Source organism: Desulfobacter postgatei 2ac9, assembly GCF_000233695.2.
GTDB classification, from domain to species: domain Bacteria; phylum Desulfobacterota; class Desulfobacteria; order Desulfobacterales; family Desulfobacteraceae; genus Desulfobacter; species Desulfobacter postgatei.
In genome coordinates this window covers 1,220,834-1,244,190 of the sequence record NZ_CM001488.1, presented here as the reverse complement: position 1 = coordinate 1,244,190, position 23,357 = coordinate 1,220,834, and the positions used below count along the sequence as shown (strand labels likewise).

Sequence of the window (23,357 nt, the reverse complement as noted above, 5' to 3'; positions counted from 1 at the left end):
ATATGCCGACAGTCCGGTTTTTTTGATTAAATGTTATAAAATATTTATCTTCGAGGATGGGCTTTGTCGTACACGGCCATCAAGTGATCCATGCTCACATGGGTATACACTTGGGTGGTGGACAGGCTGACATGGCCTAGGATTTCCTGAATACCCCGAAGATCTGCGCCTGAATCCAGCATATGAGTGGCAAAAGTATGCCGCAGGGTGTGGGGAGATATTTTCAGACCCAAGCCGCATTCCATGACCACCTTATCAAGAATGCGCCGTATGGAGCGTCTGCCAAGCCTTCGAAAGTCTTTGTTTAAGAATACCGCTGGGAAATTTTCCTTGAAATGAGCCCGGTAGGTTTGAACGGCATCAAGAGCCCGCCTGCCCACGGGCATGATGCGTGCCTTGTTTCCCTTGCCCAAAACCCGAATCAGTCCGGCATGAAAATCAATATCCTGAATATTGAGCATGTGAAGCTCGCCGATTCGCATACCCGTGGAATAAAACGTTTCAAACATGGCAAGATTACGTCGCTCCATCCAGGTATCACGTTTCATGGTGTCCAACAGCCTGAAAATATCATCAATCCCCATGGCCTTGGGAAGGGTTTTCTCAAGTTTTGGGAAGGGGATGGTGTCGGCAGGATTTAACCCGATCAACCCGGCCCTGACCAGGTAATCAAAAAAAGATTTTAAGGCGGACAGACGCCTTGAAAGGGTTTTTTTACTTTTTTTCAAGGCTGTCTGGGCGGCAAGATATCTGCGCACAATCATCTTGTCTACCTGTTGGACCCTTTTTTCAAAGGCCTGTTCCCAGTTTTCATCATTGCAGTTACAGGTATCCAGATAAAAAAGGATAAAGCTTTTTATATCCGTAAAATAGGCCCGAAGCGTATGGGCGGAATACCCTTTTTCAGCTTCCAGAATATTCACATAGTCATTAAGAATCATGGCGGTCCAATCCTGTACAGGCCATGACCTGTTTAAGATCGTCCCAGGCCTGGCGTTTCAGGGCAGCGTTTTTCACAAGCACCGAAGGGTGGTGGGTGACCATGACCGGCACCCCGTGGCATTGAAAAAAATTTCCCCGGATTTCTGCCAGGGGATCATCCGTCTCCTTCATCATCCGGCAGGCCTTTTCTCCGAATGCCACCACGGCCAAAGGCTTATGCGTCAGTATGTGGCGGGAAAGCAACGCGTTGTCCGCAGCATTGCAGATATACACATCTGAAGGTGTGAGATGCATGGCGGCAAGCATCTTTATCAAAAGGCCGCCGGGCTCGCCCTTAAAAAAGGTTCCTTCACTGTCCACGAGAACAATGCGCGCATCCTCAGGGCCCTGGGCATCAAAAGGCGGCGGCGGCCATGACGGGGTACCCCATGTTTCAAGGATATGAAAAGCGTCCCTGCCCAGGACTATGGAGTGATTTCCTAAACTTTTTTGAAACTTTAGAAACCGATTTAACGCATTTAGGGCCTGGACAACCCCATGGCCGCAGTCTGAATCCTGAGCTGCATTCCCGTCAAAAATATCCATGGTTTCAAACGACCGCCTGGACAACAGCGTCCAAAATGGCGTGGGCGACCTTCTCCTTTGTCATCAAAGGCAGATCCGTGACTTGTCCGTCCCGGGTGAACAGTTTGACTTTATTGGTGTCTGCCTTAAAGCCGGAACCGCTTTTACCCACAATATTGGCAACAATCATATCCAGTTGCTTTTTCTCCATCTTGCCCACCGCATAGGTTTCAAGGTCACGGGTTTCTGCAGCAAACCCGACCAGGTACTGATTTTTTCTTTTTTTGAGCCCAATGGCCTTTAAAATATCCTTATTCTGGGTCAATTCAAGGGTGACAGCCCCTTGAGTTCCGCTTTTCTTGATTTTATGGGCCTGGACGGACACCGGTTTGAAATCACCCACAGCCGCCACTTTAATAATGATATCGGCCTGGTCCAAAGATTCAAGCATGGCATCATACATCTGATCGCAAGAGCCCACGGATACGCGTGTCACACCAACAGGGGGATCAAGGCTGACAGGGCCGGACACAAGGATAACATTGGCCCCTCTTTTTTCCGCAGCCCCGGCAATGGCATACCCCATTTTACCCGAGGAGTGGTTGCTTATAAAACGTACCGGATCAATGGGCTCAACCGTGGGGCCTGCAGAAACCAGGACGGTCTTTGCTTTCAGGTCCTTTTTGTAAAAAAGCGCACAAGCCCGGTCAAAAATAAACCAGGGTTCAGGCAGACGCCCGGCACCGGAGGTTCTACAGGCAAGCACGCCTGAATCCGGGTCCAGGATATGAATGCCTGTTTCTTCGAGCAGATCCAGGTTTTTCTGCACCCTTATGTTCTGATACATATCCGTGTTCATGGACGGGCAGATCAAAACAGGGCAGGTCATGGCCAGCATGGTGGTGGTCAACGCATCGTCGGCAATGCCGTGGGCCAGCTTGCCGATGCAATTGGCTGTGGCGGGCGCGATGACCGCAAGATCGGACCTTGACCCCACTTCAATGTGGGCAACGCCGGAACCGGGCCCTTCCCACAAATCCAGCAGCACCGGATTTTCCGAGAGCACCTCAAAGGTGGCAGGCCCCACAAACCGGGTGGCAGCCCGGGTCATCGCCACGACCACATCGGCCCCGGCCTTTTTGAAAAGCCTAAGCAGTTCAACGCATTTATACGCGGCAATACCGCCGGTCACCCCTAAAAAAATGTGTTTACCATTCAATGTCATCAATAGGTCCCATCGCTTGTGGGATTTTCCGATACGCCGCGGAAAATTGGGGCTATACCGATTTCAACATAGGTATAAATCTGCTCTTCACGAATTGTAATCACAGCACACCGGGTGGCCTTTTGAAATACCATGATAGTGGTTTCCGGGGCTTTAATCCTGGAAAGGACCGCCCAGTTGTCCTTTTCCATGCTCATGGAAAAAAAACTATAAAGGGAGTTTGGCTCCACCCGCCCTTTAAGGGTAAGAAGTCCGGATCTGAATCCGGGCGTTGACACCACAACCGTGCGGTTTCTAATAATTGTCAACTCCTCGGGCACCAGCACATCCTCAAAATCATGGTAAACAGCAAGGGGTTGCTTCGCTATCCCCGACTGGGGGGGCGTGACCTGATCCGAAGGAGATGCCCCCTTAGAAACCCCGCACCCTGAAACAAAAATAAGGGCTGTAAAGACCAAAGAAACTAAAAAAGCTGATGCCGGACAATGACGAATTTGCATTAATTTTCTCCAGGTTATTCGTTAGCGCAAATGCTATTTCTTCTAAAACGAATCTCCTTAAATGTCAATTCAATGATTAAAACCACAAAGTTCATGAAGAACACGAAGTTTAGGACGCGAATCTCTTCGTGAACTTCGTGTTCTTCGTGGTAAACACTCAATGCTTAAGCAGATTCGCCGTACGTTTAACCGCGCAAAAATCACCACACATGGTACAGACCTCTTGTTCCTCGGGTTGCGAAGATTTTCGGAAACTCCTTGCCTTTTCCGGATCCAGGGCACAGTCGAACTGACCCTCCCAGTCCAGCTCACCCCGGGCTTTGCTCATTTTATGGTCAATAATCTCGGCCCCTTTAAGCCCCTTGGCCAGATCTCCGGCATGGGCGGCGATCCGCGATGCCATAATACCTTCTTTAACATCGTCTGCGGTTGGCAGTCGCAGATGTTCGGCCGGGGTGACATAACATAAAAAGTCGGCACCATGCATAGCGGCCAGGGCTCCGCCGATGGCTGAGGTGATATGATCGTAGCCGGGGGCAATATCGGTAACCAGGGGGCCAAGCACATAAAACGGGGCGTTGTGGCAAAGCTTTTTCTGAAGTTGCATGTTCATTTCTATCTCATGCAGCGGCACGTGACCTGGGCCTTCAATCATGACCTGCACATTTTTTTTCCAGGCCTGCTTGGTCAGTTCTCCCAGGGTGATCAGTTCCTCGATCTGGGGGGCGTCTGTTGAATCCTTTATGGCACCCGGTCTTAGTCCGTCCCCCAGGCTGATGCAGACATCATGGGCCTGGCAAATATCCAGTAACCGGTCAAAGTGTTCATAAAAAGGATTTTCGTTGCCGGTTTTTTCCATCCATTCGAACAGGATGGACCCTCCCCGGCTGACAATGCCGCATAACCGGGGATTGGTTTTTATGCTTCGGGCACATTTTTGGTTAAGTCCGGCATGAATGGTAATAAAATCAATCCCGTTGGCAGCATGGATCTCAACGGTTTCAAACCACTCTTCCAGGGTTATCTCCTCTGTGGGTTTTCCGGTACGGGTTAAGGTGTCATAAATGGGGACCGTACCGATCATCACAGGGATTTGTTCCACCAGACGCTTTCGAAATGTTTCAGTGTCGCCGGATACGCTCAGGTCCATGACGGCATCTGCCTGGTATTCTATGGCCAACTGCGCTTTCCGTATTTCCGAATCAAAACAGCAGACATCTTTGGATACGCCTAAATTGACGTTAATTTTGGTTTTAAGTCCTTTTCCCACACCTGCCGCTTTCAGGTTTAAATGATGTTTATTGGCAGGGATGGCAATTCGACCCTGGGCAAGGCCATCCATGAGCTCCTCTTTTGAAATGGATTCATTGGCGAGAACCTGTTCCATCTGAGGGGTGAGAATGCCTTTTCGGGCTGCATCCATCTGAGTCGTATATGACTGTGACATATGTACATCTCCTGTTTTATATTTCTATCTATAAATATAGGGGGGAAACTGAAACGGAAGGGCCGGGAAATGACAGACAAGCTCTATGCCAAAGCTTCAACCACATTTCCTACGCCGGTACGAACCGGATCAGGTTCCAAGGGTTGAAGTCTTGAGCCAACTTCTCTCAGCTTTTACGAAAGCACCCCCGTGATTAACTGGAATGTCACATACTTGATTCGGAAGGTTCTGTCAATGGATTAGGTTTTCTACACGGTTAAAACAATGATTGAAAACCAATGATGCCTGTAGTATTAATTTTATTTCATGATTTTGGTGAAATTTAACCATGACGTCAGGCAACTTCTATACATTTTGCCTGGCTACCATCCGGAAAATTAAATATCTCTTAAAAAAAAGACAAATTTTAGATACATATACATGGGCTTAACATACCCGAAATAAGCGTATTAAGGTATGGTGAAAAAACCATGCTAATTTGTTCAATATTTCGTTGACGATGAGACTGAATGGAATGATTTTTGCTTTAACATTCAGCATATTTATAAAATCCGGTCTCAAATGAGGGCTTTCCCCGATTATAGCCTGATGGTTGAAAACCTGCCCGGATAATATATATAAACAACAAATTAAAAAAAATAACATGATTAAAAAATTTTTACTGAAAATGATGCCCAGACAACAACACAATGGGGGATTTACACTGATTGAAATGATGATTGTCATTGCAATTATTGGAATTGCCGCGTCAATAGGTGTTCCGAACCTGATGCTCTGGTTTGACAATTTAAGCGTCAAATCTGCCGCAAGGGACTTGTATTCCGCCATGCAGGAGGCCCGCATGATTGCGGTTAGGCAGAATGCCGATACGGCCATTGTTTTTGATACGGCAAACAGCCGTTATGAAATTCGCAGCGACTGGGGGAGTGGAAATAACCTTGAATCAAGAGTATTGCTGTCTTCATATAAAAACAAAGTTCAGTTTGGCAATGGCAATGCAACCGAAACCGAAACCGGGGACGCAGCCTTTGGTGACTTCATCACGTATGCATCAAATGTTCTCGTTGTTAACTCAAGGGGTATTGGCACGGCCGGATATGTCTATCTGGCCAATCCGAACAACGGCACTGCCTATGCCGTAGGCACACGGTCCAGCGGTCTTGTCAGACTCTCAAAATGGTATGGAACAGCAAAATGGCAGTAAACAACCAGAAGGGATTTACCCTAATCGAAATGATGATGGCCCTGGTCATCGGTGCAATGATCACAGCGGCGACCTATGCCACCTACTCTTCCCAGCAAAAAGCCTACCAGACCCAGGACCAGGTGGCTGAAATGCAGCAGAATCTTCGTGCAGCGCTTTACTTAATTATAGAAGAAATCCAAATGGCAGGCTATGACCCTGAGGACAGTGGAAATTTTTCCGTCACTTCGGCAATGCCAGGAAGAATCCAGTTTGAAACAGATAAAGACGAGGACGGCGACAGTGCAGATGAAGATAATGTAAATGATTCAAAGGAGACCATTGACCTCGGCCTGTCTCGCACTTTCGATGCGAACGGGGACGGTATTCCAGATACAGACAGTGACGGGGACGGAGTACCAGATCCTGTGGATATTGGCATTCAGACCGGCGGAGCAGGCGGATTTCAGGACATTGCCGAAAATATCCAGGCAGTTGAATTTTTATACCTTGATTCTGCAGGAATCAATCTCGCCCTGGCACCACCGGTAGATCTAAGTGCTATTCGTTCTGTTCAAATTACGATACTTGCAATAGCTGAACGTTCAGATCCTAAATTTATAAATTCCATGACATATACCACCCCTTCAGGCCAAAACTGGGGACCATACAATGACAACTTTCGCCGCCGGCTGCTCACAACCACAATAAAATGCCGCAATTTAGGAATATAAAAACATGACATTTTTGAGAAATAATCAAGGTTTTACGCTGATAGAATCTCTCATAGCAATGTTTGTACTGGCGGTTGGGATCCTGGCACTGAATACAATGCAGATAAGCAGCATAAGGGGGAATACATCTGCGAACAAGCTGACTGTAGCCAGTACACTTGCGGGGAACAGTTACGAACGCTTATTAAATGTTTCATATAATGATTCAACAATGGATCCTGCCACAAATCCTCATAGTGACGCGGAGCTTACCGGGCTGCAGTTGCCTTCTCATGTTTCTTCGGTTTCATGGAATGTTACTGAGTGGACAAATTCAGATGGCGTAGACAATGATGGAGATGGCGTCACCGATGAATCCGATGAACTGAACATCAAAGTTGTCTCACTTAATGTCAATTACAACGATGGAAGTCCAAAAACATTAACAATCAGTTTTTATAAAAGTGGAATGTTATGATCAAGCATATTCAACAGCCTGTCAAAGATATTCATAATGAAAAGGGATTTGCACTTATTACTACGCTTCTTGTTCTGTCAATTCTGACTTTTATAGGGATAGCAGCAACAAACACTACGAACTTTGAACTTAAAATAGCTGGGAATGAACGTGTTGCATACCAGAGATTCTATATAGCTGACAGCGGATGGAAGCAATCCGGCCCATTCTTAAACACCCTGGCTACGCCGCCTGCTTATATCAACGTGAACCCCGCAGATGTTGACTACAACTATGTGTGGGACGATTATAAACATCTTGTCCGCAATTTTGGTGACCGCACAGATTTTCCAGATGCAAATGATCCGCCGGAAGATTACCCTGTTGACGGGTCGGTCAGCGGTCTGCCCTACTGGTACCGGATACAGCATGATGGCGACCGGCAGGCTGCCGGATTTGGACCAGAATACCGCGATTTTCGGTATCAAGTGTCCTGCAATGCCGATGGTACGACTGAGGTCAATACAATAGTCCGAAAAGTGTACAAGGTAGGATATTGATCGGGCAACCATTCTGCAAAGGAGAAAACATAATGACAAATAAAGGCGCAAACCATCTTTTTTTTATTTTGATACTGTTCATTACACTCTGGATGATGCCCGGGCATGCCCTTGCCCTTTGCAGCATTGATCCAAACGGAACCTATATTGAAGCAGAACATTTCACAGGTGATTACCAGCTGGATCCCTGGTATCACCAATCAGGTGATTATTTTGAGTTGCATCCTGACAATTCAGCCAACGGAGAGATAATTCTTAAATCCGGAAGCAGCGGTGCTGCTGACAGCACTCCTGAAAATGAAGTGAAAAAATATGACGTAAATTTCACTGCAACCGGCACCTACTATATCTGGATGCGTGGAAAGGGATTCAACGGCTCTGAGGATTCAATGTTTTTCACTGTGGATAATGACTCCTGGAAGGCCTGGAATTTCGGCGGAAATTATGGGCGTTTTATCTGGACAGGTTCCATGCAGATTGGAATTGGGAATACAATCAGCATAAGCACGACAGGCCCCCATACCATCAAAATTGCCATGCGGGAGACCAATACGGAAATTGATGGTTTCTATATTACTAAAGGAACTGAAACTCCGACAGATGCAAGCGTCCCCTCGAAAGAGAACACCATCAATCCCCAAGCAGGGTGCAGTGGGCCGACCTGGGCAACAGATCCGTTACAGCTGGAGCCCACCTGCTTTGTAGGATACAATGCCACATCTTTAACCTTTGATATAACAAATACGGGGACAGCAAATGACACCTCCAGCGCCACTATCTCCAGTAGCGAAACCTGGGCCACAGTAAATAACAGCACCGTGCCGGCACTGGCAGTTAATGAATCCCACACCGTTACCGTGAATTTCAGCACATCTGCTCTGGCTGCTGGCACACACACAGCGACCCTGACCATCACCAGCAGCGGCAATGTGGAGAATTCACCCCTTGAGATTCCCATCACCCTGCTGGTAAAAGCTGCGCCATCCTCGGCCGCATGTGGAGAGATCCCACTGTATGCGGAAAATCTGGTTAACCCCGCCATCATGGTTCAGCTGGATACTTCAGGAAGTATGGATAACAAAATGGATACTGATGATGGATATATGACCCGGATTAGCATTGCAGAGGATGTATTAAAAGAGGTGTTCTTAGACCGCAGTATTTCCTGGGGATTTGCTACCTGGGCAGGCGGAAGTGGACGCTCTAACGATAGCGAGGGTTCGCCCACTTATTATACAAACTATCGTATCGGCTGCCATGACCATGATGAAGAGCATCAGGACGCACTCCAGAGCAAGGCAGATGATGGAAGTGCCTCCGGATACACACCCCTTGTCCCCGCCATGAAAGCAGCCCTTGCCTATTTTCAAGGAAATCGTCAGGATAATCACTATAATGAAAAATTCACCCAATTGTCATGTCAGCCCAGAATCCTGGTGCTGGTGACGGACGGATTGGGAAACACAGCAACAGACAACACTAAAATAGGTGCGATTACCGACAGCTTGATTGCCGAAGGCATCACCATTGTAGCCGTGGGGTTTGGCCTTGATGATGCGACCCAACTGGACCTCATTGTAAAAAAAATGAAGACTGCGGGTGAAGCCTCTGAAGATGATTATCTTTACCATCTGCACAATGAAGATGCCAACGGTGTTGCCGAGCCGTTCATGGCACAGAATCGGCAGGAATTTATCAATGCGATGAACGACATTGTTACAAGCGTCAAAGCTCAGGTGTTCCATGGGGCATCTCCAGCTCCCACCACCTCTGTGGATAACGGAGCGATTCTTTTGAATGCCAACTTTGATGCCTCGGACTGGAGCGGTAACCTGAAAGCAACATTGTTTAATGCCTTCACCGGCGAACTGGAATCCACGACCACCTGGGAAACGGCTAAAACTGTGACCAAAAACAATATTAACGCCTTTATCTATGATGCTGCCCAAGCAAATCACGTCAGTGAATATACGGAGGCTTCAATTTCCGGGGATAATTACCTTTGCAAGGCCATGGGAGATATCATCAACTCAACCCCTGCTATTGTTGGAGCCCCCCCCTACTTCTATAAATTTGGCAATGATACTGATAAAGACCTATATTATAATTTCAAATACAGTGCCGCCGTCAACAATCGGGATGAAATGGCCTACTTTGGCGCCAATGACGGCGCCCTCCATGCGGTTTGCGTGTCAGATGGTACTGAAAAATGGCGGTTTTACCCAAACAGCGTGATTTCAAAAATGGCCCTGGCAGACACAGATCCAAGTAAGGATCCCTGTTCAAGCGCCTATTGCCATCAATTTTTGTTGGACGGAACCCCCCAACCAGCGGATATTTATGTAAACACCACAACAAAATGGAGAACCATTCTGGTGACCGGGCTTGGAAAAGGCGGCAGCGCTTTTTTTACCCTGGACATTACCTATGGTAAAGATTTTGATGACTCGAGTGTTCCATCTCTATATTTGTGGGAATTCAACGAAACTGATGATGCAGAGCTGGGGTATGCGACCTCCTGGCCCACCATCGCAAGGTTGAGCAATGGGACAGGAACGGGATGGGCAACTGTTTTCGGTTCAGGGGCGGCAGAAAATGATCTGTTGCAGACTGGCAAGGAAGCTTATCTGTTTGCGGTAAACAGTTATGACAAAAGTAAGGTCTGGAAAGATGAAAACGATGACCCTGTTTACAAAATTAAACTTTCAAGCAGCGAGTTAAAAAATGACGTCCCCTCCTCACCACATCTGGTTGATATTTACGATGACTCTTTGTATGACCGGATCTATGTGGGCAACCTGTATGGGAATTTATACCGTGCCAAAAACATCGGTTTTGGTCAAAAACCCGAGGTCGAACTGTTTTTTAATTCAGAAAACACTGATCACCGGAATCCCGTCACAGCAAAGGCGTGCAGTGGATACGACGCCGGTAACGACATCTGGCTCTTTTTTGGAACCGGAAGATACCAGGACCAGATTGACAAAATCACTACGGATCAGCAGTACTTTTTCGGACTGTTTGATGAAGGTGCATCCAGGTCAACACCTTACACAAAATCAGATCTCGTTGAAATGCAGACGGAAATCGTTGAAGCGTATGCCCTGGATGATAATGGAAATCCCGTTGATCTGGACAAAGATGGAAATGATGACCTGAAACAATACCGGACTATCTCCTGTGATTTGCCCGATAAAGAAGGCAGATGCAACCCGGACAATAAATCGTGGATGCTTAAACTTGCAATCCCGAGCGGTGGGGCCAGCGAAAGATCTATTTCACAGCCTCTGGTCGTGGGGGGGGTGGTTTTTTTTACAACATTTATCCCTGATGGGGATGTGTGTGAAGGAAACGGGGACACCTATCTTTTTGCGGTGGACTGGGAAAGCGGAGAATTTGTATCAAACGAAGTGTTTGATATTAATGGAGACGATAAATATACAGAAGCGGATAAAACCGTTAAGGATCCTGGCGATCCGGATAACCCCAAAAAAGTGGTGGGACTTTATATCGGCACCGGAAAACCTGTTCCGGAACTGGTAATCCATAATGACATCCTGTTTGTGGGAACCACTGATGGAGAACCGGCAGTGATCAAGGTAAATTTAGAGGATCTGCAAAGCAGGCTGAGATCCTGGAAAAGGCAATTTAATTAATAAAAAAATCGCAGGAAGATCATATGAATTTAATAATGGGAGAAACCATGAAAGCAAATATACTCATCGTCTGTTTTGTTTTTCTTATTCTCATTCTTATCGTTCCCCGTTTTTCAATGGCTGACGAGATTCAGCCGGACCAGCAACCAGAAGAAGAAACTCAACAAAGCCAGGAGCCGGACTACAGAGAATTCACCGATATTATTTATGAATGGACACCCGGCGGGACAGTGATTCAGGTGGGAAACCAGACCATCTCCAGGTTCAATTCTGTATGGCTTGACAGAGGGGAGAAAACGCTTGAAAAGGTCAGTCAAAGCTATCTTAAAGTTGGGAAACCGGCACGGGTCATTCTTTTGGGAAAAGATAAAGACGGTTTCTGGGAAGCTCATAAAATTGTTGTATTTTCAGGAAAGGGCGTGGAAAAAGCGATGAGTCTGCTCCCCAAAATTAGGAGAAAAGAACTTTTAGATCGTTCCGATTAATCCTATCCCAACCAACTATCGACATCATGGAAGATTTGGGGTCACCCATTAAAGGCCGGGTCACCCTTGATTTGGACTGATTATAAGGGATTTGGGGGGCCCGTCCGTAAGCCTCCCAATGAATCCGCAATAATCAAGGTTTGACCCCATAACCCGGCTTGTTTATTTGCTTAATCCTGAATTTATTTTTTTGAAAAACACAAAAACAATTTGCTATTTTAGATGAATAGTTACCCAGGAGAAACTTGATAACTTCCAGCTTTTCGGGGACGGTTGCATCTTCTAATCGAAGCAATAAAACGCCATAATGGTCCATACAGGAGTGGTAGACCAATTCTCCAAAATCTTTATCCATGGTTACAACCATTCTTTTTTCAGTTGCAGCCAAACGGATGATATTATCATCGCTCATGGCCGGATCAATTTCTCTAACGGCCTTGGCGTCATAGCCTTTATCCCGTAAATAATTTTCGATACTTTTACCCACCCCGACATCAACAATAAACTTGATTGAGTTATGATTCACGCAGACACCTGGATAGGAAAGACTTGTTCCTCTTCAACCAGCGCAGCAACATAGGCAAATACCGCCTGAAAATCTTCTGCTTCAAGTTCCGGATATTCGTCAAGTAAATCCTGTTGAGATATTCCGGCCGATAAAGATTTTAAAATCTGTTCAACAGTGATCCTCATTCCTCTAATAGTTGGCTTACCAAGCATAACTTTGGTGTCAATTGTAATTCTTGAAAATAAAGGATTTGATTTTGTCATTATTATATCCTCCAATCTTTAAGCAGGTAATTTCTATTGAATATAGTATCATTGGTCCGAATATAATAGCAAACTGTCCTTTTTTTATTTTATCAATGGAAAGCTTATCTAAAAACGTCTGGGTTAACGATGTAAAGGATCTTTACACGGCTGACAGCAAATACTATAAGAACGGGACATGGAACGGAAGTGACACAACAGTACTCAACGCCATAGCTGTGGATAAAGTCATTGCGGACTGGGCCAAGATTCAGGCAGGCTTTAACCAAAAATAAGAACAGATACCTATTCCAGGCAGATCTCGCCGATGCATGGTAGAAAATTAAGAAGGGAAAAATGACCGCACAACCCCAAGAAAAAAATAAAATGACACCAAGGGAATACCTTACGCGTGAAAGAAATTCTTTTGATATTAAACATGAATTTTTTAACGGTGAAATTTTCGCTATGGTTGGCGCCGAAAGAAATCATAACCGTATCAATATCAACCTCACAGCAAAGTTATATAATAAGTTTGAAACTGATAAATTCGCTTGTAATCTATTCTCCAACGACATGCGGGTAAAAATTGAAGATAGCTATGCCTACCCTGATATTGTCATCTTCTGTGGAGATGCAAAATTTGAGGATAATGAATTTGATACGCTGACAAACCCGGTTATCATTATGGAAATTCTTTCAGATTCAACAGAGGCATTTGATAGAGGGGATAAATTTGCTTATTACCGAGCGATCCCCACACTCAAAGAATATATTCTTATTTCTCAAAAAAAAATCCGGGTTGAACAGTTCATACTCAGGGATGATAACAAATGGGAATATCGTTCATATGAAGGTACGAACCTGGTTTTAAATATGCAATCTATTCAGTGTGAATTGCCGTTATCTGAAATTTATTTGAATGTTAAGTTTGAATGAGGGTGGATTTGGGGTCAGAAGATTTTTTTGCTATTTAGATTGAGCGCCCGGCGACGCCAAACCCAACCCGGTAGTATATATCTGATAACAGCAGCTCAGCATCAACAGAATCAATCCTAACCGTCTGCTTCATCTCCTCATAGGAGAAGTATCTCCAGCTATCATCCCCACGAACAAATCTTTCAACCTGGCAATGGTTCTGGGAGACCAGGATATACTCCTGAAGGGAAGAAATGAGCCGGTAACAGGAAAACTTCTTCCCCCGGTCATATGCTTCAGTTGAGTCCGAAAGAATTTCAAAAATAACGACCGGGTTAAGCAGGGTCTCAACCCCATTAATTTCTTCCAAAAGGATGTCGTCACAGGCAATGACAATATCGGGATAAGTATATTGTTCCTTTGCCTGGATTTTAACCCGCATATCGCTGGATAAATTTTCACATGAAGATCCCTTTAGCAGCACCCCTAATTCTCGTTCTATATTTCTACTGATCCGATTGTGATTTAAACTGGCCCCGGTCATGGCAAACATCTCGCCGTCAAAAAACTCATGCTTGATCTTTGAGTTTTTTTCAAATGCAAGATATTCTTCCGGGCTCATCCATTTTTTTTCCTGCAGCTTCTGGGTCATGGCAGTTTCTCGAGTTTAACTTTCTGGCCGAGAAGTCCCCTTCCGAATCTTTGATTCGGTGGGGATGAATCGGCCTATTGGCTTATAATTGTTTGATTTTTGCATATCAGTGATATCTCCCGCAAATCGACCTGTTTGTATGTCTTCATTGGATTCTTGATATAATTGCCTTTGATATCTACAATATAGCAGGAGGATGACCCTGTGAATCCGGAGATAAAACCGACTCTCCCTTTGTATTGCACAGTATCCCACCGGTTAAAACCTCTCAGGGTAAATACGTTTTTGTTATTCCGTTTCTGGGTTCGGTTCGGGGTTTTCCTTCCTTTTCTTGCAATTGCTTCATGCAAACTTCTTTTCCGTGACTGCACATGTTTTGTCTGTATCTGCCGGTCCAGAGGAGTTGCCTGTTTATCTGCAATGATAACAGCATCATTGACATGGGATTTTTCTATCCCGGCATTGTTCCGAAAATGACTGGTGATATACCCGAATGTCGTCCGTAATGGCGCGATTCGTGACAACTTAGCTTGCAGATAGTGCTTCCCCTGCTGGACATGTGCTGCCGACATGTAGAAGGAACTCTTTTGTTTCGGAAGTTTGAGCCCTTCTTTATGATGTCGATCATGGCAGAGATCACAAAGCGTCATCAGATTTGAGAGCTTGTCTGTCCCGCCCTTTGCCCTTTGACGGATATGATGGCATTGCAGTTTTGTTTGCGCACCGCAAACACGGCATCTGAACTTGTCACGCACCAGACACGCCTGTTTGAAATTCTTGTGATAAAGCAGATCTCCATGCTGATACTGCTCACCGGAAATGTCCGGATTCTCCATTGCCTGGAAATCGAAATAGAGATCTTCCAGCACAATTCGGGAAATGGGCAGTGGGATCTGCTTGACCACCCGGATAATCGCATCTTTTTTTGCCTTGATTGATGGTGGGATTCGGAAAACACTTTTTTTGATCTTCGCATATTTCTGATGAACCCCATCCGCTCTGTTCAGACAGGATCGACAGATCACCTGAGATGCCGGGGCATTCCCGCCACACACCTTGCATGTGGGAATGGATGACTTTCTGTTCAGAAATCTTGACTTTCGATACCTTGTTTTGCGGTTTCTTCTGGATTTACGGTATTGCCTCCGGGTATCCAGTTTTGACTTGACGTCCGAACGTAAAACAACTTCCTGTTGAAATAAAACCTTGCCGTTTGAAACCGCTGCAATCCCGATATTGATCCCTCCGTCATCAAGCCCAACGGTTATCGGCTGAATATGCTCGGTGGTCTCATAAAGCAAGTGAATTGCAAAGGGTGTTCTTTGAATCACCGTTGCCTTGCCCTGCTTGAGCAAAATTCTGGCATTTGCCGGATTTGTCGGCATCAGCCATTTACCTGATTGTGATTTGACAGACACTTTCATAAAAAACCTTTCAGTTATGCACACCCTCCAAAGAGGGGTAAGGTTCGCCTCGCCAATGTTCAGCAGGCTTCACAACGTGGTTGACCGCTCCTTCCTCACAGAGCTTTTACAGAGCCACGACAGAGCTTCGGACTGGCGATTACATCCAAAGGTATCTACATCCTGCCGAACGTAGTCAATTAAGACTTAGGCTAGTCAACTTGGGCTTTTACAAGCCCCTTCTCAATCTCTGATTCAGGAGGGGTAGTTGACTCTCTTTTGGAATAAATATTTCCGGAGGCTCCGGCAGGGGCAGACGCCCAAGGGCATGTTTTATGGCAACCTCCCAGGAACTTGCTGCACTCCAGAACAGCACATTGTTGCCGTCCCGGATAACATCAAAAGCAGCGGATGATAATTGGGCATCATCGGTAATCTACCATAAAAAAGTGTGGGTGGCCAAAAGGAATTTCACTGTTCAAACGCTTTAAGGATATCTTGTGGAAGCGGCTCAAAAAAATCAGAAGGAACCTTGAATTTCCCTTTGGCTGAGCCCGGTCTGCGGGGGCTGATATCTTTTGATATCGGCACAAGTTTTGCGACAGGCTTACCATGGCGGGCTATAATAATTTCTTCCCCGTTTTCAACAGATACAATTAATTTTGAAAACTGTGTTTTTGCTTGGTGTATATTAACTTGGGGCATGATTGCTCTTCTTTTATTAAAACAGGCTAAGATTAGGCTATTTTATTGATGCGTGCTTGTCAACGTTTGCAAATAAAAATCTTCCATTTTTTCTGCCTGGTCCGACCACAAAAGAAAAGTCGCATGCCGTGGCGTCGAGGCAAAGATATCGTGCATAAAACCAAAAATGAACTGGCGACTGAAATGCTGAAATGGATAATTGACAATGGATTTCCTAAATGTACGATTTTGACTGATTCATGGTTTGGCGTTGAGCCCTTTATTAAAGGGTTAAAGCGTTTGAAATTAAATTACGTCGTTGAAATCAAGTCCAACTTGATGAGAGCAATCACACCAAAATTGCCAATATCAGTCTCAATGCGATATCGGGTACGCATCGTGTGGTAGAACGTTTTAACCCCACCACAACAGTCATCCAAACAATACCTTTTCCAGTTTGTGAGCTGCTTTGCGGCGTTTGTCCGGGGGCATCCGCTCCAGGTTTAGCAGTTTCCACTGGATAGCAGGTAAAATCTGCGCCTGGGGCAGTGGAAATTTTTGCCAATCCGCATTTCCCTGTTTAAGATCCAGCAAAAAAATTCTGTCATCATCATTCAGGGCTTTATGAATTTGAACAACCAGTTCCGGCAAAGTATCCTGTAATCGCTCAAGGTCTAATGGTTCATATGCCATGCCATCAAACTCTGTTCTGTACATCGGAGAAATATCTTGGGATTTGGGCGCTAAAAGTTCAGCCATGGGCCGGTTATGCCCTATGAGATAGACCATGAACGCATTTTTTAAAGACTGCGTAATCCCCTCATGCTGCAGCAGCCAGTAGGTATCATATAGATCACGAGGGTGCTGCCGGTCTAAGGTTGCACAAATTTTTCCGGCAAAAAGATCTTCAAAACTCAGCAACGTCATACTGGCAAAGCCAAAAGCTTTTTCGGCATTGTCTGACACTCGGCGTGTTTGGGGCGGGTAGACGCTACCCCGCAGCACCGGAGTTACTTCAATTTTGACATGGGTTACACCTTGTTGCACTAACAGTTTATACCGATTATCTGTACCTTTCAGCTTCATTTCCGTTACCCGGGCTCGCGGGATTCGTTTTTTAATTTCCTCAATGATATTACCAAGCGCCCCATCAATTCCCTCAAGGCTTTGATCTCGGCCCTCTACCGGCAGATAGGCCAGGTCAATATCCACAGATAAGCGCGGCATGTCTCTTACAAACAGATTTATAGCTGTGCCGCCTTTTAAGGCAAAACAGGTTTGCTTTTCCACAATAGGCAAAAGATTCACGAGCAGGCGCACTTGGTCAGAATAGGGAGTTTTCATCTTCTTTGACCATCTGTTTGGGAATCGTTATCTGATAAGCAGCATCAAAAACACCGCTTTTGACAAGCATGCGCTTACCCCGGCCTAAATCTATACTCTTGGTTTCCAGCTCTTTCAGCCAAGCATGATCATGGCGATCACTAAACCATAAAAATAGTCTTTTTGCCTTTACCTGCTTGCAGCATGTCAGCAACTTAACAAGCAGTTTCGGTCTTAAATTGACGGCGCTTTCAAAAAATGTATCCGCTGTTAAAAAATCAGCAATGTCCCGCACATCCGCCAATAATTCAAGCAAGGCAAGTTCCGGAGTACTAAATGGAATCGGCCAATCCCAGGAACCAAAAGGCCGGGTGATCAACCCAGGCTTGGGAAGTTCTTCAAACAGTTTTTTATTATGAATTTCAAATTCGAAAGAATCTGTAAAAATGCGCGTCCAACTTGGTATTTTTACAGTGCTGTATAGACGAATACGTTGTGTATCACCCAGCGGCAGATAATGAGCTAAGCCTTGCAATTCAAGCGCACTGCGACCGCCCACATGTACATCATATCCCATTTCATTCAGCGAAAAGACCACATGCTCCCATTTAAGAGGAGGCCCTGGACGTCTGTATATACCACGACTTAAGGCCACGAGCTTACCTGCCCGTAAGGCATAATCTACCCTGGGCCGACTAAACCCCCGCTCCTTTAACCAGGTGCGACTCACTACTTGCCCATCAGGGAGGGATTGCTCAAGATTTTTTGTATTTTCAGGCGGCATGGTTTATAATTACATCTTCATGCATAGTTTATATATGCATCGAGGATAAATTTCAAACCATTTATTTAACTTCAATCGACATTGGGCAGACCTATTCAAAAAAAATTTGATATATTTCTGATACTCATATTCTCATCTTTTGGTATGCGGGAGTCAATCATTTCGATGTTTTTTAAAATCCAAGAAGTCAGAATGGATATTTTGCTGATCACCGACACATTTAATTTATAATGTCTAATAATCAAGGTTTGACTACCTCCTTTGAATGGTGATCGAATACTATTTTTCCGGTTCCAGGACTGTATCCATAGGAAACGGAATATGGATTTACAGGCAGTGTTTGAAGAATGCCTTTTGTTACAAGCATATCCAGTGATAGGGGATAATAATGATATACCGCCTTATATCGATCAAGTGCCTTTTCAATGATCCTGATTCCGGTCAGAGCAATAATTCTGTTTTCTATCTCTTTTTGGGCATTTTTCGTTAAACCAGGATTTTGTTTCATCTGTTCAAGAACTTCCAGAGAGGCCTCAATTCGTTTCCCCTTAACGGCAAAGCGACTGCCAAGAAGGGCAATCAGAACGGGAGCATCTTTTATCTGTGAAGTCTTTAAAAAAATTTCTGACGCCTTGTCATAGTCGTCCAAAAAATAGTAATGATCAAATCCGATATAATAGCCTGGTCGCCAATCCCAAGGCCTTTTTACACTTGATTTTTCAAGGATAGCAATGGCGGCTTTGGGCATGCGGGCCTCCCAGGAAAGAAAGGCCTGGGCCTGGAGATATGTTTGCTCAAAGTAGGGATCTAATTCCATAACCTGTTCAAATCCCCGGCAGATATCCTTCCACTGTTTTTTTGTGATAGAGTGTCCGCTTCCGATAAACGAATTCATTTGTAACAAGAGATTATCTGCAACAATTCCTTTAAATTCACCAGCCAAAAAAGGGATGGCTTTTGCCGGAATGGGGATAGTCTGAAAGGAATAAGTAGCATTCAAGTTTTTTCGATCTTTTTTTATTTCAGCGTTGCACAGAGCAAAACCTGTTGCAAAAACAAATAGACAGAAAAAAAATACATAATTATTCAAATTTTTCAGATTTTTCACAATAACCTTTAAATTTCACGTTTTTGAAAAATAATGATATTTAAACAAAGACAGATGCTTGCGTAAAAGAAACCGTAAAGGACAATTTTTGTCATCTCACCAAATCCCAAGGATAGTCCGTGGGCAATGGTTGTTTTGATATCAAATAGTGCCAGATTAGGAAATATCCAGGATGCAAATTCCATGGCCTTGAGTGATGGGGAATCGGGGCTTAAAAGCTTGGTGGAAGTCATTATATTTTTAACATTTTCCATGTTCTGCCCGACAAAATAACTCATCAGGGTAAGAATCATGGCCGTGAATTGATTAGAGGTAAGCATTGTCCACAGAAAAGCCAAAGCCAGTAGCACCAGCAGGGAAAGGGTCTGAAAAAATACGGATAAAGTGAACATTCCCCATGAAAAATTATTAGCTATGGGTACTCCCATGGCAAGGGTGGAAATTGAGATTGAACATACGGCGCATATTCCCAGGATGGTACTTGAAATCAGGACTATCAGACCCAGTCCGGTAAATTTACCTAGAACATAATGGGTCCTGGTAATGGGTCTTGCAAGGATCAGGTAAATGGTTTTTTTTTCAAAATCTCCGGCCAGCATGGTCATGCACAGAAAAAAAACAACTATTAAACCTGCAAAAGAGATGGTCGAAAGCCCCATGTCCACCGCTACTTTACCCGGTTCCCAGGAGAACATTCCTGTAAAGATAATGTTTGCGGAAAACAGAATCACCCCCATGAATAAAATGCCGTAAAGGGCTTTATTTCTAAGACAATCCACAAAGGTGATCCAGGTGACAAGCCAAATTTTATAAAGCGTTCGCATTGTTATCATTTCCAATCATTCGGATGAATGAATCTTCTATACTGGAGATATCGGAATTTGAGTCCATGAGACCGTAGACTGAACCGTTATAAAGGAGACGCCCTTTATTCAGAATGCCGATTCCGTCGCATAATTTTTCAATATCACTTAGAATATGGGAACTGAAAAAGACAGTTTTCCCTCGCTCTTTCAATTCCAGAATAACATCGGTTATCAGTCGACGCCCCAAGGGGTCAAGGCCGCTCATGGGCTCATCAAGAATGAAAATCCCGGGATCATGGATAAGGGTCATGGCAAGGCCGAGACGCTGTTTCATGCCCTTTGAATATGCCTTTATCCGTTTGTCTTTTCCTGACTCAAGATCCAATTTTTTTAGTATGTGAATGGCATTGTTCTTCAGGGACACCCCTTTGATGCCCGAAGATCTTCCGGCAAAAAGAAGCGTCTCAAGGCCGGTCAGATTCTCGTAAAAGCATGGAATTTCGGGAAGGTAACCGATATGATTCTGGATGGTATCTTTTCCGACCTGAAGATCGTTGATAAAAATTTTCCCGGAGTCGGGACGGAGAAAGCCCAGGAGCAATTTAATAGATGTGCTTTTGCCTGCTCCATTGGGACCAAGGAAACCGAATATCTCCCCCTCTTTTACCTTAAGGGAGATATCGAACAGGACCGGATAATGCTTAAATCCGGCGTGAAAGGATTTATTGATATGACTGAAACGTATCATTATAGATCTTTTAAATATAAATCTTCCCCCTTTTTGCCTTGAAAAGGGGGAAGATCTTTAGTTGCATTGATTTTAAGTTATATTGTCTTATCTAACCCTTGTCCAGTTACCTGTAGGATTGCCTCCACCGACTTGACCATTAATGTCGTCACCACCATTAATTGCCGGTGCAATAGCAGTCGCGCCAAGACCTGCATTATTGGGCCAGGTAGTTGCATCTGAAACGCTGCACAGCACATTTTCAACCTCTTCATCAATGGCGTAGGCAGTGTCCCCCTTGAAATGCCTTGCAAAGGCATGGTAGGTAGATTGATCATTTACATCGTTGACATCTTGGACATCGGCAATCATGTTGGCGCCAATGGAAATACCCACTGCGAGCGATCTTGCATCATCATTGGTGGTTCCAGCCAGCCTTGCACCAGCTGCTCCGGATGTTGCTGCAGCGATCAGACCAGTATCTGCAACTGAATCTGCTGCGCCAGCACCTGCATCACCAGCATTTAATGCCGCGGCTGCTGCCTCTGTATGCCCGTACACGCCAAGTTCGGAATTGAGATTTGCACTATCGGCCTTCAGGTTGTGAACAACCGCCTTTGCAGCGGCATTATAGGACCTCATTCTATATGATGCGAACTGGGGCACTGCAATTGCGGCAAGAATTCCGATGATGGCGACGACAATCATCAACTCAATCAGGGTAAAACCTTTCTGGTTGTTTCTGATAAGTTTTGTCATTTTTTTACTCTCCTTTTTTTAAGTTAAATGATGTGACAAACTTTTTTTCATTTTCATTAATCATTAATGACAATGATTATTGCAACAGGAGTGCCAGAACAAAAAAAACTTATATTTATTTACAACCGCTTAATTTAAAAAGGATTTATTTTAACGAACTAAAATACCATCAGGCATTAAAAACGATTTTTCGCTGAAATTTAACAAAAAAGATAATCCGATTGACAAAAAATGTCAATCCTGACTCCCTTACTCCGCATCACTATCCCCGGACTCGTTTTTGTCCGGCATGGTTTTGTCCAGGCGATACCTGAAAGATCTTAAGCTTAAATTTAAAAGCTCGGCTGCTTTGCTTTTATTACCCTGGCAAACTTCCATGGCTTTTTTGACATATGCGCCTTCGATGTCGGACATGATTTTGTCCAGATCCACACCGGACACCACATCTTCCAGGTCATAGCGATTATTCTGAATGCCCTCTATCCAGCGCCGACGTTTATGCGAGGAGATAGTCAGGCTTTCGGGCAGAATGATATTGGTTGAAGAGAGTGCAACAGAGCGCTCGATCAGGTTTTCAAGCTCCCTGACATTGCCGGGGAAGGAATACCGGTTCAAAAAATCAATGGCATAGGACGACAGCTTTACAATATCCTTGCCCAATTTTTTCGAGTATTTCTCCACGAAATGGGCTGCAAGCAATTCAACATCCCCTTTTCTATCGCGCAACGGCGGCACTTTGATGGGTATGACGTTAAGCCGGAAAAACAGATCTTCCCTGAAATTGCCGTCAATGACCTCCTGCTCCAGCTTTTTATTGGTAGCAGAGATAATCCTGACATCCACATCAATTTCCCGGGTGCCGCCCACGGGCTTGAACCGGGTTTCCTGGACGGCACGCAAGAGTTTTACCTGCAGAAATGTGGACAGTTCCCCGATTTCATCCAAAAAAATAGTGCCGGTATTGGCCGCCTCAAACAATCCCTGTTTGTCTGCCACAGCCCCTGTAAATGATCCTTTAACATGACCGAAAAATTCGCTCTCCATGAGCGTCTCCGGAATCCCGCCGCAGTTGACCACCACAAAGGGCTTATCTTTGCGCTCAGAGTTATCGTGGATGGCCCGGGCGATAAGCTCCTTGCCTGTCCCGCTTTCACCGGTGACCAGGACATTGGTCCTGGTGGGGCTGATCTGGCGGATCCGCTGGTAAATCGCCTGCATGCCCGGGCTGTTGCCGATGATACGGTTAAAATGCAGATGGCTTTTAAGTTCAGTTGACCGGTACGCCTTTTCCTGCTCCAGGGTCAAAAGGGCCAGGGACTTGGCAATGGTGGCGCAAAGTTCATCATTATCAAAGGGCTTGGGCACAAAATCGTAAGCCCCCTCGTTCATTGCCTCCACAGCGATTTCCGTTGTAGAGTAGGCGGAAATCATGATCACCACGGTATCCGGGTGCTCCTTTTTCACGGCCCGCAACACATCCAGGCCCGTAATGTCGCCTAAACGGATATCGGTGAGCACCAGATCGTATTTTTTCTGCTTAATACTGCCCAGGGCCTGCTTGCCGTTTTTGGCAAGCGTGACCTGATACCCTTTTTGGGACAAAAGCATCTCCAGGAACTGGCGCATGCTCAGTTCATCATCCACCACCAGAATGCTGTGTGCGTCTGCCATGAGTTCTATCCTGGGTTAGTCCCTGATCAATGTCATAAAG

Annotated in this window: 26 protein-coding genes and 1 riboswitch; of the genes, 9 read left to right on the top strand and 17 right to left on the bottom strand. The window is 45.1% G+C overall.

Annotated elements, in window-relative coordinates:
• Window positions 1–44 precede the first annotated feature (44 nt).
• From DESPODRAFT_RS05700 to thiC, 5 genes are all read right to left on the bottom strand, one after another.
• Window positions 45–941 carry a tyrosine recombinase XerC gene (locus tag DESPODRAFT_RS05700; protein WP_004072062.1) on the bottom strand — a complete coding sequence of 299 codons (897 nt, stop codon included), beginning with the start codon at window positions 939–941 and terminating at the stop codon, window positions 45–47.
• Window positions 931–1,527, bottom strand: coding sequence for a uracil-DNA glycosylase family protein (locus DESPODRAFT_RS05695; RefSeq protein WP_004072060.1), 597 nt, complete (start codon window positions 1,525–1,527; stop codon window positions 931–933). Before DESPODRAFT_RS05695 ends, DESPODRAFT_RS05700 begins: the two co-directional genes overlap by 11 nt.
• Window positions 1,528–1,531: 4 nt before the next feature.
• Window positions 1,532–2,731, bottom strand: coding sequence for a bifunctional phosphopantothenoylcysteine decarboxylase/phosphopantothenate--cysteine ligase CoaBC (gene coaBC, locus DESPODRAFT_RS05690; protein WP_004072058.1), 1,200 nt, complete (start codon window positions 2,729–2,731; stop codon window positions 1,532–1,534).
• The gene (locus DESPODRAFT_RS05685) at window positions 2,731–3,231 is read right to left on the bottom strand and encodes a hypothetical protein (protein ID WP_004072047.1); all 501 of its coding nucleotides are present in this window, start codon (window positions 3,229–3,231) and stop codon (window positions 2,731–2,733) included. Before DESPODRAFT_RS05685 ends, coaBC begins: the two co-directional genes overlap by 1 nt.
• Window positions 3,232–3,388: 157 nt before the next feature.
• On the bottom strand, window positions 3,389–4,678 hold the full coding sequence (gene thiC, locus DESPODRAFT_RS05680; RefSeq protein ID WP_004072039.1) for a phosphomethylpyrimidine synthase ThiC: 1,290 nt from the start codon (window positions 4,676–4,678) through the stop codon (window positions 3,389–3,391).
• 87 nt (window positions 4,679–4,765) lie between these two features.
• Window positions 4,766–4,877: riboswitch (TPP riboswitch) on the bottom strand.
• Between the two features lie 444 nt (window positions 4,878–5,321).
• Between thiC and DESPODRAFT_RS21435 the strand changes: the two genes are divergently transcribed.
• From DESPODRAFT_RS21435 to DESPODRAFT_RS05650, 6 genes are read left to right on the top strand one after another with little or no spacing between them, the layout of a single operon-like run.
• A complete protein-coding gene (locus DESPODRAFT_RS21435) occupies window positions 5,322–5,882 on the top strand; it encodes a GspH/FimT family pseudopilin (RefSeq protein WP_004072038.1) in 561 nt (186 codons plus the stop codon).
• On the top strand, window positions 5,873–6,595 hold the full coding sequence (locus tag DESPODRAFT_RS05670; RefSeq protein ID WP_004072036.1) for a prepilin-type N-terminal cleavage/methylation domain-containing protein: 723 nt from the start codon (window positions 5,873–5,875) through the stop codon (window positions 6,593–6,595). The genes DESPODRAFT_RS21435 and DESPODRAFT_RS05670 overlap by 10 nt, the downstream gene beginning before the upstream one ends.
• Before the next feature lie 4 nt (window positions 6,596–6,599).
• The gene (locus DESPODRAFT_RS05665; protein WP_004072035.1) at window positions 6,600–7,052 is read left to right on the top strand and encodes a prepilin-type N-terminal cleavage/methylation domain-containing protein; all 453 of its coding nucleotides are present in this window, start codon (window positions 6,600–6,602) and stop codon (window positions 7,050–7,052) included.
• Complete coding sequence (locus DESPODRAFT_RS05660) at window positions 7,049–7,591, top strand: pilus assembly PilX family protein (RefSeq protein WP_004072033.1); 543 nt, start codon at window positions 7,049–7,051, stop codon at window positions 7,589–7,591. Before DESPODRAFT_RS05665 ends, DESPODRAFT_RS05660 begins: the two co-directional genes overlap by 4 nt.
• A 32-nt stretch (window positions 7,592–7,623) precedes the next feature.
• Window positions 7,624–11,247: a PilC/PilY family type IV pilus protein gene (locus tag DESPODRAFT_RS05655; RefSeq protein WP_004072031.1), complete on the top strand. Its 3,624-nt coding sequence runs from the start codon at window positions 7,624–7,626 to the stop codon at window positions 11,245–11,247.
• Between the two features lie 23 nt (window positions 11,248–11,270).
• On the top strand, window positions 11,271–11,732 hold the full coding sequence (locus DESPODRAFT_RS05650; protein WP_004072030.1) for a hypothetical protein: 462 nt from the start codon (window positions 11,271–11,273) through the stop codon (window positions 11,730–11,732).
• A 133-nt stretch (window positions 11,733–11,865) separates the two neighbouring features.
• Here DESPODRAFT_RS05650 and DESPODRAFT_RS05645 read toward each other — a convergent pair whose 3' ends face one another.
• Together DESPODRAFT_RS05645 and DESPODRAFT_RS05640 are read right to left on the bottom strand one after the other, a co-directional pair.
• The gene (locus DESPODRAFT_RS05645) at window positions 11,866–12,258 is read right to left on the bottom strand and encodes a DUF5615 family PIN-like protein (RefSeq protein ID WP_004072029.1); all 393 of its coding nucleotides are present in this window, start codon (window positions 12,256–12,258) and stop codon (window positions 11,866–11,868) included.
• Complete coding sequence (locus DESPODRAFT_RS05640; RefSeq protein ID WP_004072028.1) at window positions 12,255–12,503, bottom strand: DUF433 domain-containing protein; 249 nt, start codon at window positions 12,501–12,503, stop codon at window positions 12,255–12,257. The genes DESPODRAFT_RS05645 and DESPODRAFT_RS05640 overlap by 4 nt, the downstream gene beginning before the upstream one ends.
• On the opposite strand from DESPODRAFT_RS05640, the gene DESPODRAFT_RS19900 reads away from it, so the two are divergent.
• Both DESPODRAFT_RS19900 and DESPODRAFT_RS05630 read left to right on the top strand, forming a co-directional pair.
• Entirely contained in the window at window positions 12,497–12,778 is a 282-nt protein-coding gene (locus DESPODRAFT_RS19900) for a hypothetical protein (protein ID WP_157488421.1), read from the top strand. The two genes, DESPODRAFT_RS05640 and DESPODRAFT_RS19900, sit on opposite strands and share 7 nt — an antisense overlap.
• A gap of 61 nt (window positions 12,779–12,839) precedes the next feature.
• Window positions 12,840–13,421 carry a Uma2 family endonuclease gene (locus tag DESPODRAFT_RS05630; RefSeq protein WP_004072026.1) on the top strand — a complete coding sequence of 194 codons (582 nt, stop codon included), beginning with the start codon at window positions 12,840–12,842 and terminating at the stop codon, window positions 13,419–13,421.
• Window positions 13,422–13,455: 34 nt separating this feature from the next.
• On the opposite strand, the gene DESPODRAFT_RS05625 is transcribed toward DESPODRAFT_RS05630, so the two are convergent.
• The 3 genes from DESPODRAFT_RS05625 to DESPODRAFT_RS05615 form a co-directional block, all read right to left on the bottom strand.
• Window positions 13,456–14,052 carry a Uma2 family endonuclease gene (locus DESPODRAFT_RS05625; protein ID WP_004072025.1) on the bottom strand — a complete coding sequence of 199 codons (597 nt, stop codon included), beginning with the start codon at window positions 14,050–14,052 and terminating at the stop codon, window positions 13,456–13,458.
• A 74-nt stretch (window positions 14,053–14,126) separates the two neighbouring features.
• Complete coding sequence (locus tag DESPODRAFT_RS05620) at window positions 14,127–15,476, bottom strand: RRXRR domain-containing protein (RefSeq protein WP_004072024.1); 1,350 nt, start codon at window positions 15,474–15,476, stop codon at window positions 14,127–14,129.
• Window positions 15,477–15,926: 450 nt separating this feature from the next.
• Window positions 15,927–16,160 (bottom strand): type II toxin-antitoxin system Phd/YefM family antitoxin, encoded by a 234-nt coding sequence (locus DESPODRAFT_RS05615; protein WP_004072023.1) that lies wholly within the window; start codon window positions 16,158–16,160, stop codon window positions 15,927–15,929.
• 48 nt (window positions 16,161–16,208) lie between these two features.
• On the opposite strand from DESPODRAFT_RS05615, the gene DESPODRAFT_RS21690 reads away from it, so the two are divergent.
• The gene (locus tag DESPODRAFT_RS21690; protein WP_083843547.1) at window positions 16,209–16,547 is read left to right on the top strand and encodes a transposase; all 339 of its coding nucleotides are present in this window, start codon (window positions 16,209–16,211) and stop codon (window positions 16,545–16,547) included.
• 24 nt (window positions 16,548–16,571) lie between these two features.
• Here DESPODRAFT_RS21690 and DESPODRAFT_RS05605 read toward each other — a convergent pair whose 3' ends face one another.
• The 7 genes from DESPODRAFT_RS05605 to DESPODRAFT_RS05570 form a co-directional block, all read right to left on the bottom strand.
• A complete protein-coding gene (locus tag DESPODRAFT_RS05605) occupies window positions 16,572–17,483 on the bottom strand; it encodes a nucleotidyl transferase AbiEii/AbiGii toxin family protein (RefSeq protein ID WP_004072022.1) in 912 nt (303 codons plus the stop codon).
• Window positions 17,464–18,246 carry a type IV toxin-antitoxin system AbiEi family antitoxin domain-containing protein gene (locus DESPODRAFT_RS05600; RefSeq protein WP_004072021.1) on the bottom strand — a complete coding sequence of 261 codons (783 nt, stop codon included), beginning with the start codon at window positions 18,244–18,246 and terminating at the stop codon, window positions 17,464–17,466. The genes DESPODRAFT_RS05605 and DESPODRAFT_RS05600 overlap by 20 nt, the downstream gene beginning before the upstream one ends.
• Before the next feature lie 241 nt (window positions 18,247–18,487).
• Window positions 18,488–19,246 (bottom strand): tetratricopeptide repeat protein, encoded by a 759-nt coding sequence (locus DESPODRAFT_RS05595; RefSeq protein ID WP_157488420.1) that lies wholly within the window; start codon window positions 19,244–19,246, stop codon window positions 18,488–18,490.
• 116 nt (window positions 19,247–19,362) lie between these two features.
• Window positions 19,363–20,178 carry an ABC transporter permease gene (locus DESPODRAFT_RS05590; RefSeq protein WP_004072019.1) on the bottom strand — a complete coding sequence of 272 codons (816 nt, stop codon included), beginning with the start codon at window positions 20,176–20,178 and terminating at the stop codon, window positions 19,363–19,365.
• Window positions 20,162–20,908, bottom strand: coding sequence for an ABC transporter ATP-binding protein (locus tag DESPODRAFT_RS05585; protein WP_004072018.1), 747 nt, complete (start codon window positions 20,906–20,908; stop codon window positions 20,162–20,164). Before DESPODRAFT_RS05585 ends, DESPODRAFT_RS05590 begins: the two co-directional genes overlap by 17 nt.
• A gap of 87 nt (window positions 20,909–20,995) precedes the next feature.
• Window positions 20,996–21,646 carry a type IV pilin protein gene (locus tag DESPODRAFT_RS21430; RefSeq protein ID WP_004072016.1) on the bottom strand — a complete coding sequence of 217 codons (651 nt, stop codon included), beginning with the start codon at window positions 21,644–21,646 and terminating at the stop codon, window positions 20,996–20,998.
• A 249-nt stretch (window positions 21,647–21,895) separates the two neighbouring features.
• Complete coding sequence (locus tag DESPODRAFT_RS05570) at window positions 21,896–23,317, bottom strand: sigma-54-dependent transcriptional regulator (RefSeq protein ID WP_004072015.1); 1,422 nt, start codon at window positions 23,315–23,317, stop codon at window positions 21,896–21,898.
• Between the last annotated feature and the right edge of the window lie 40 nt (window positions 23,318–23,357).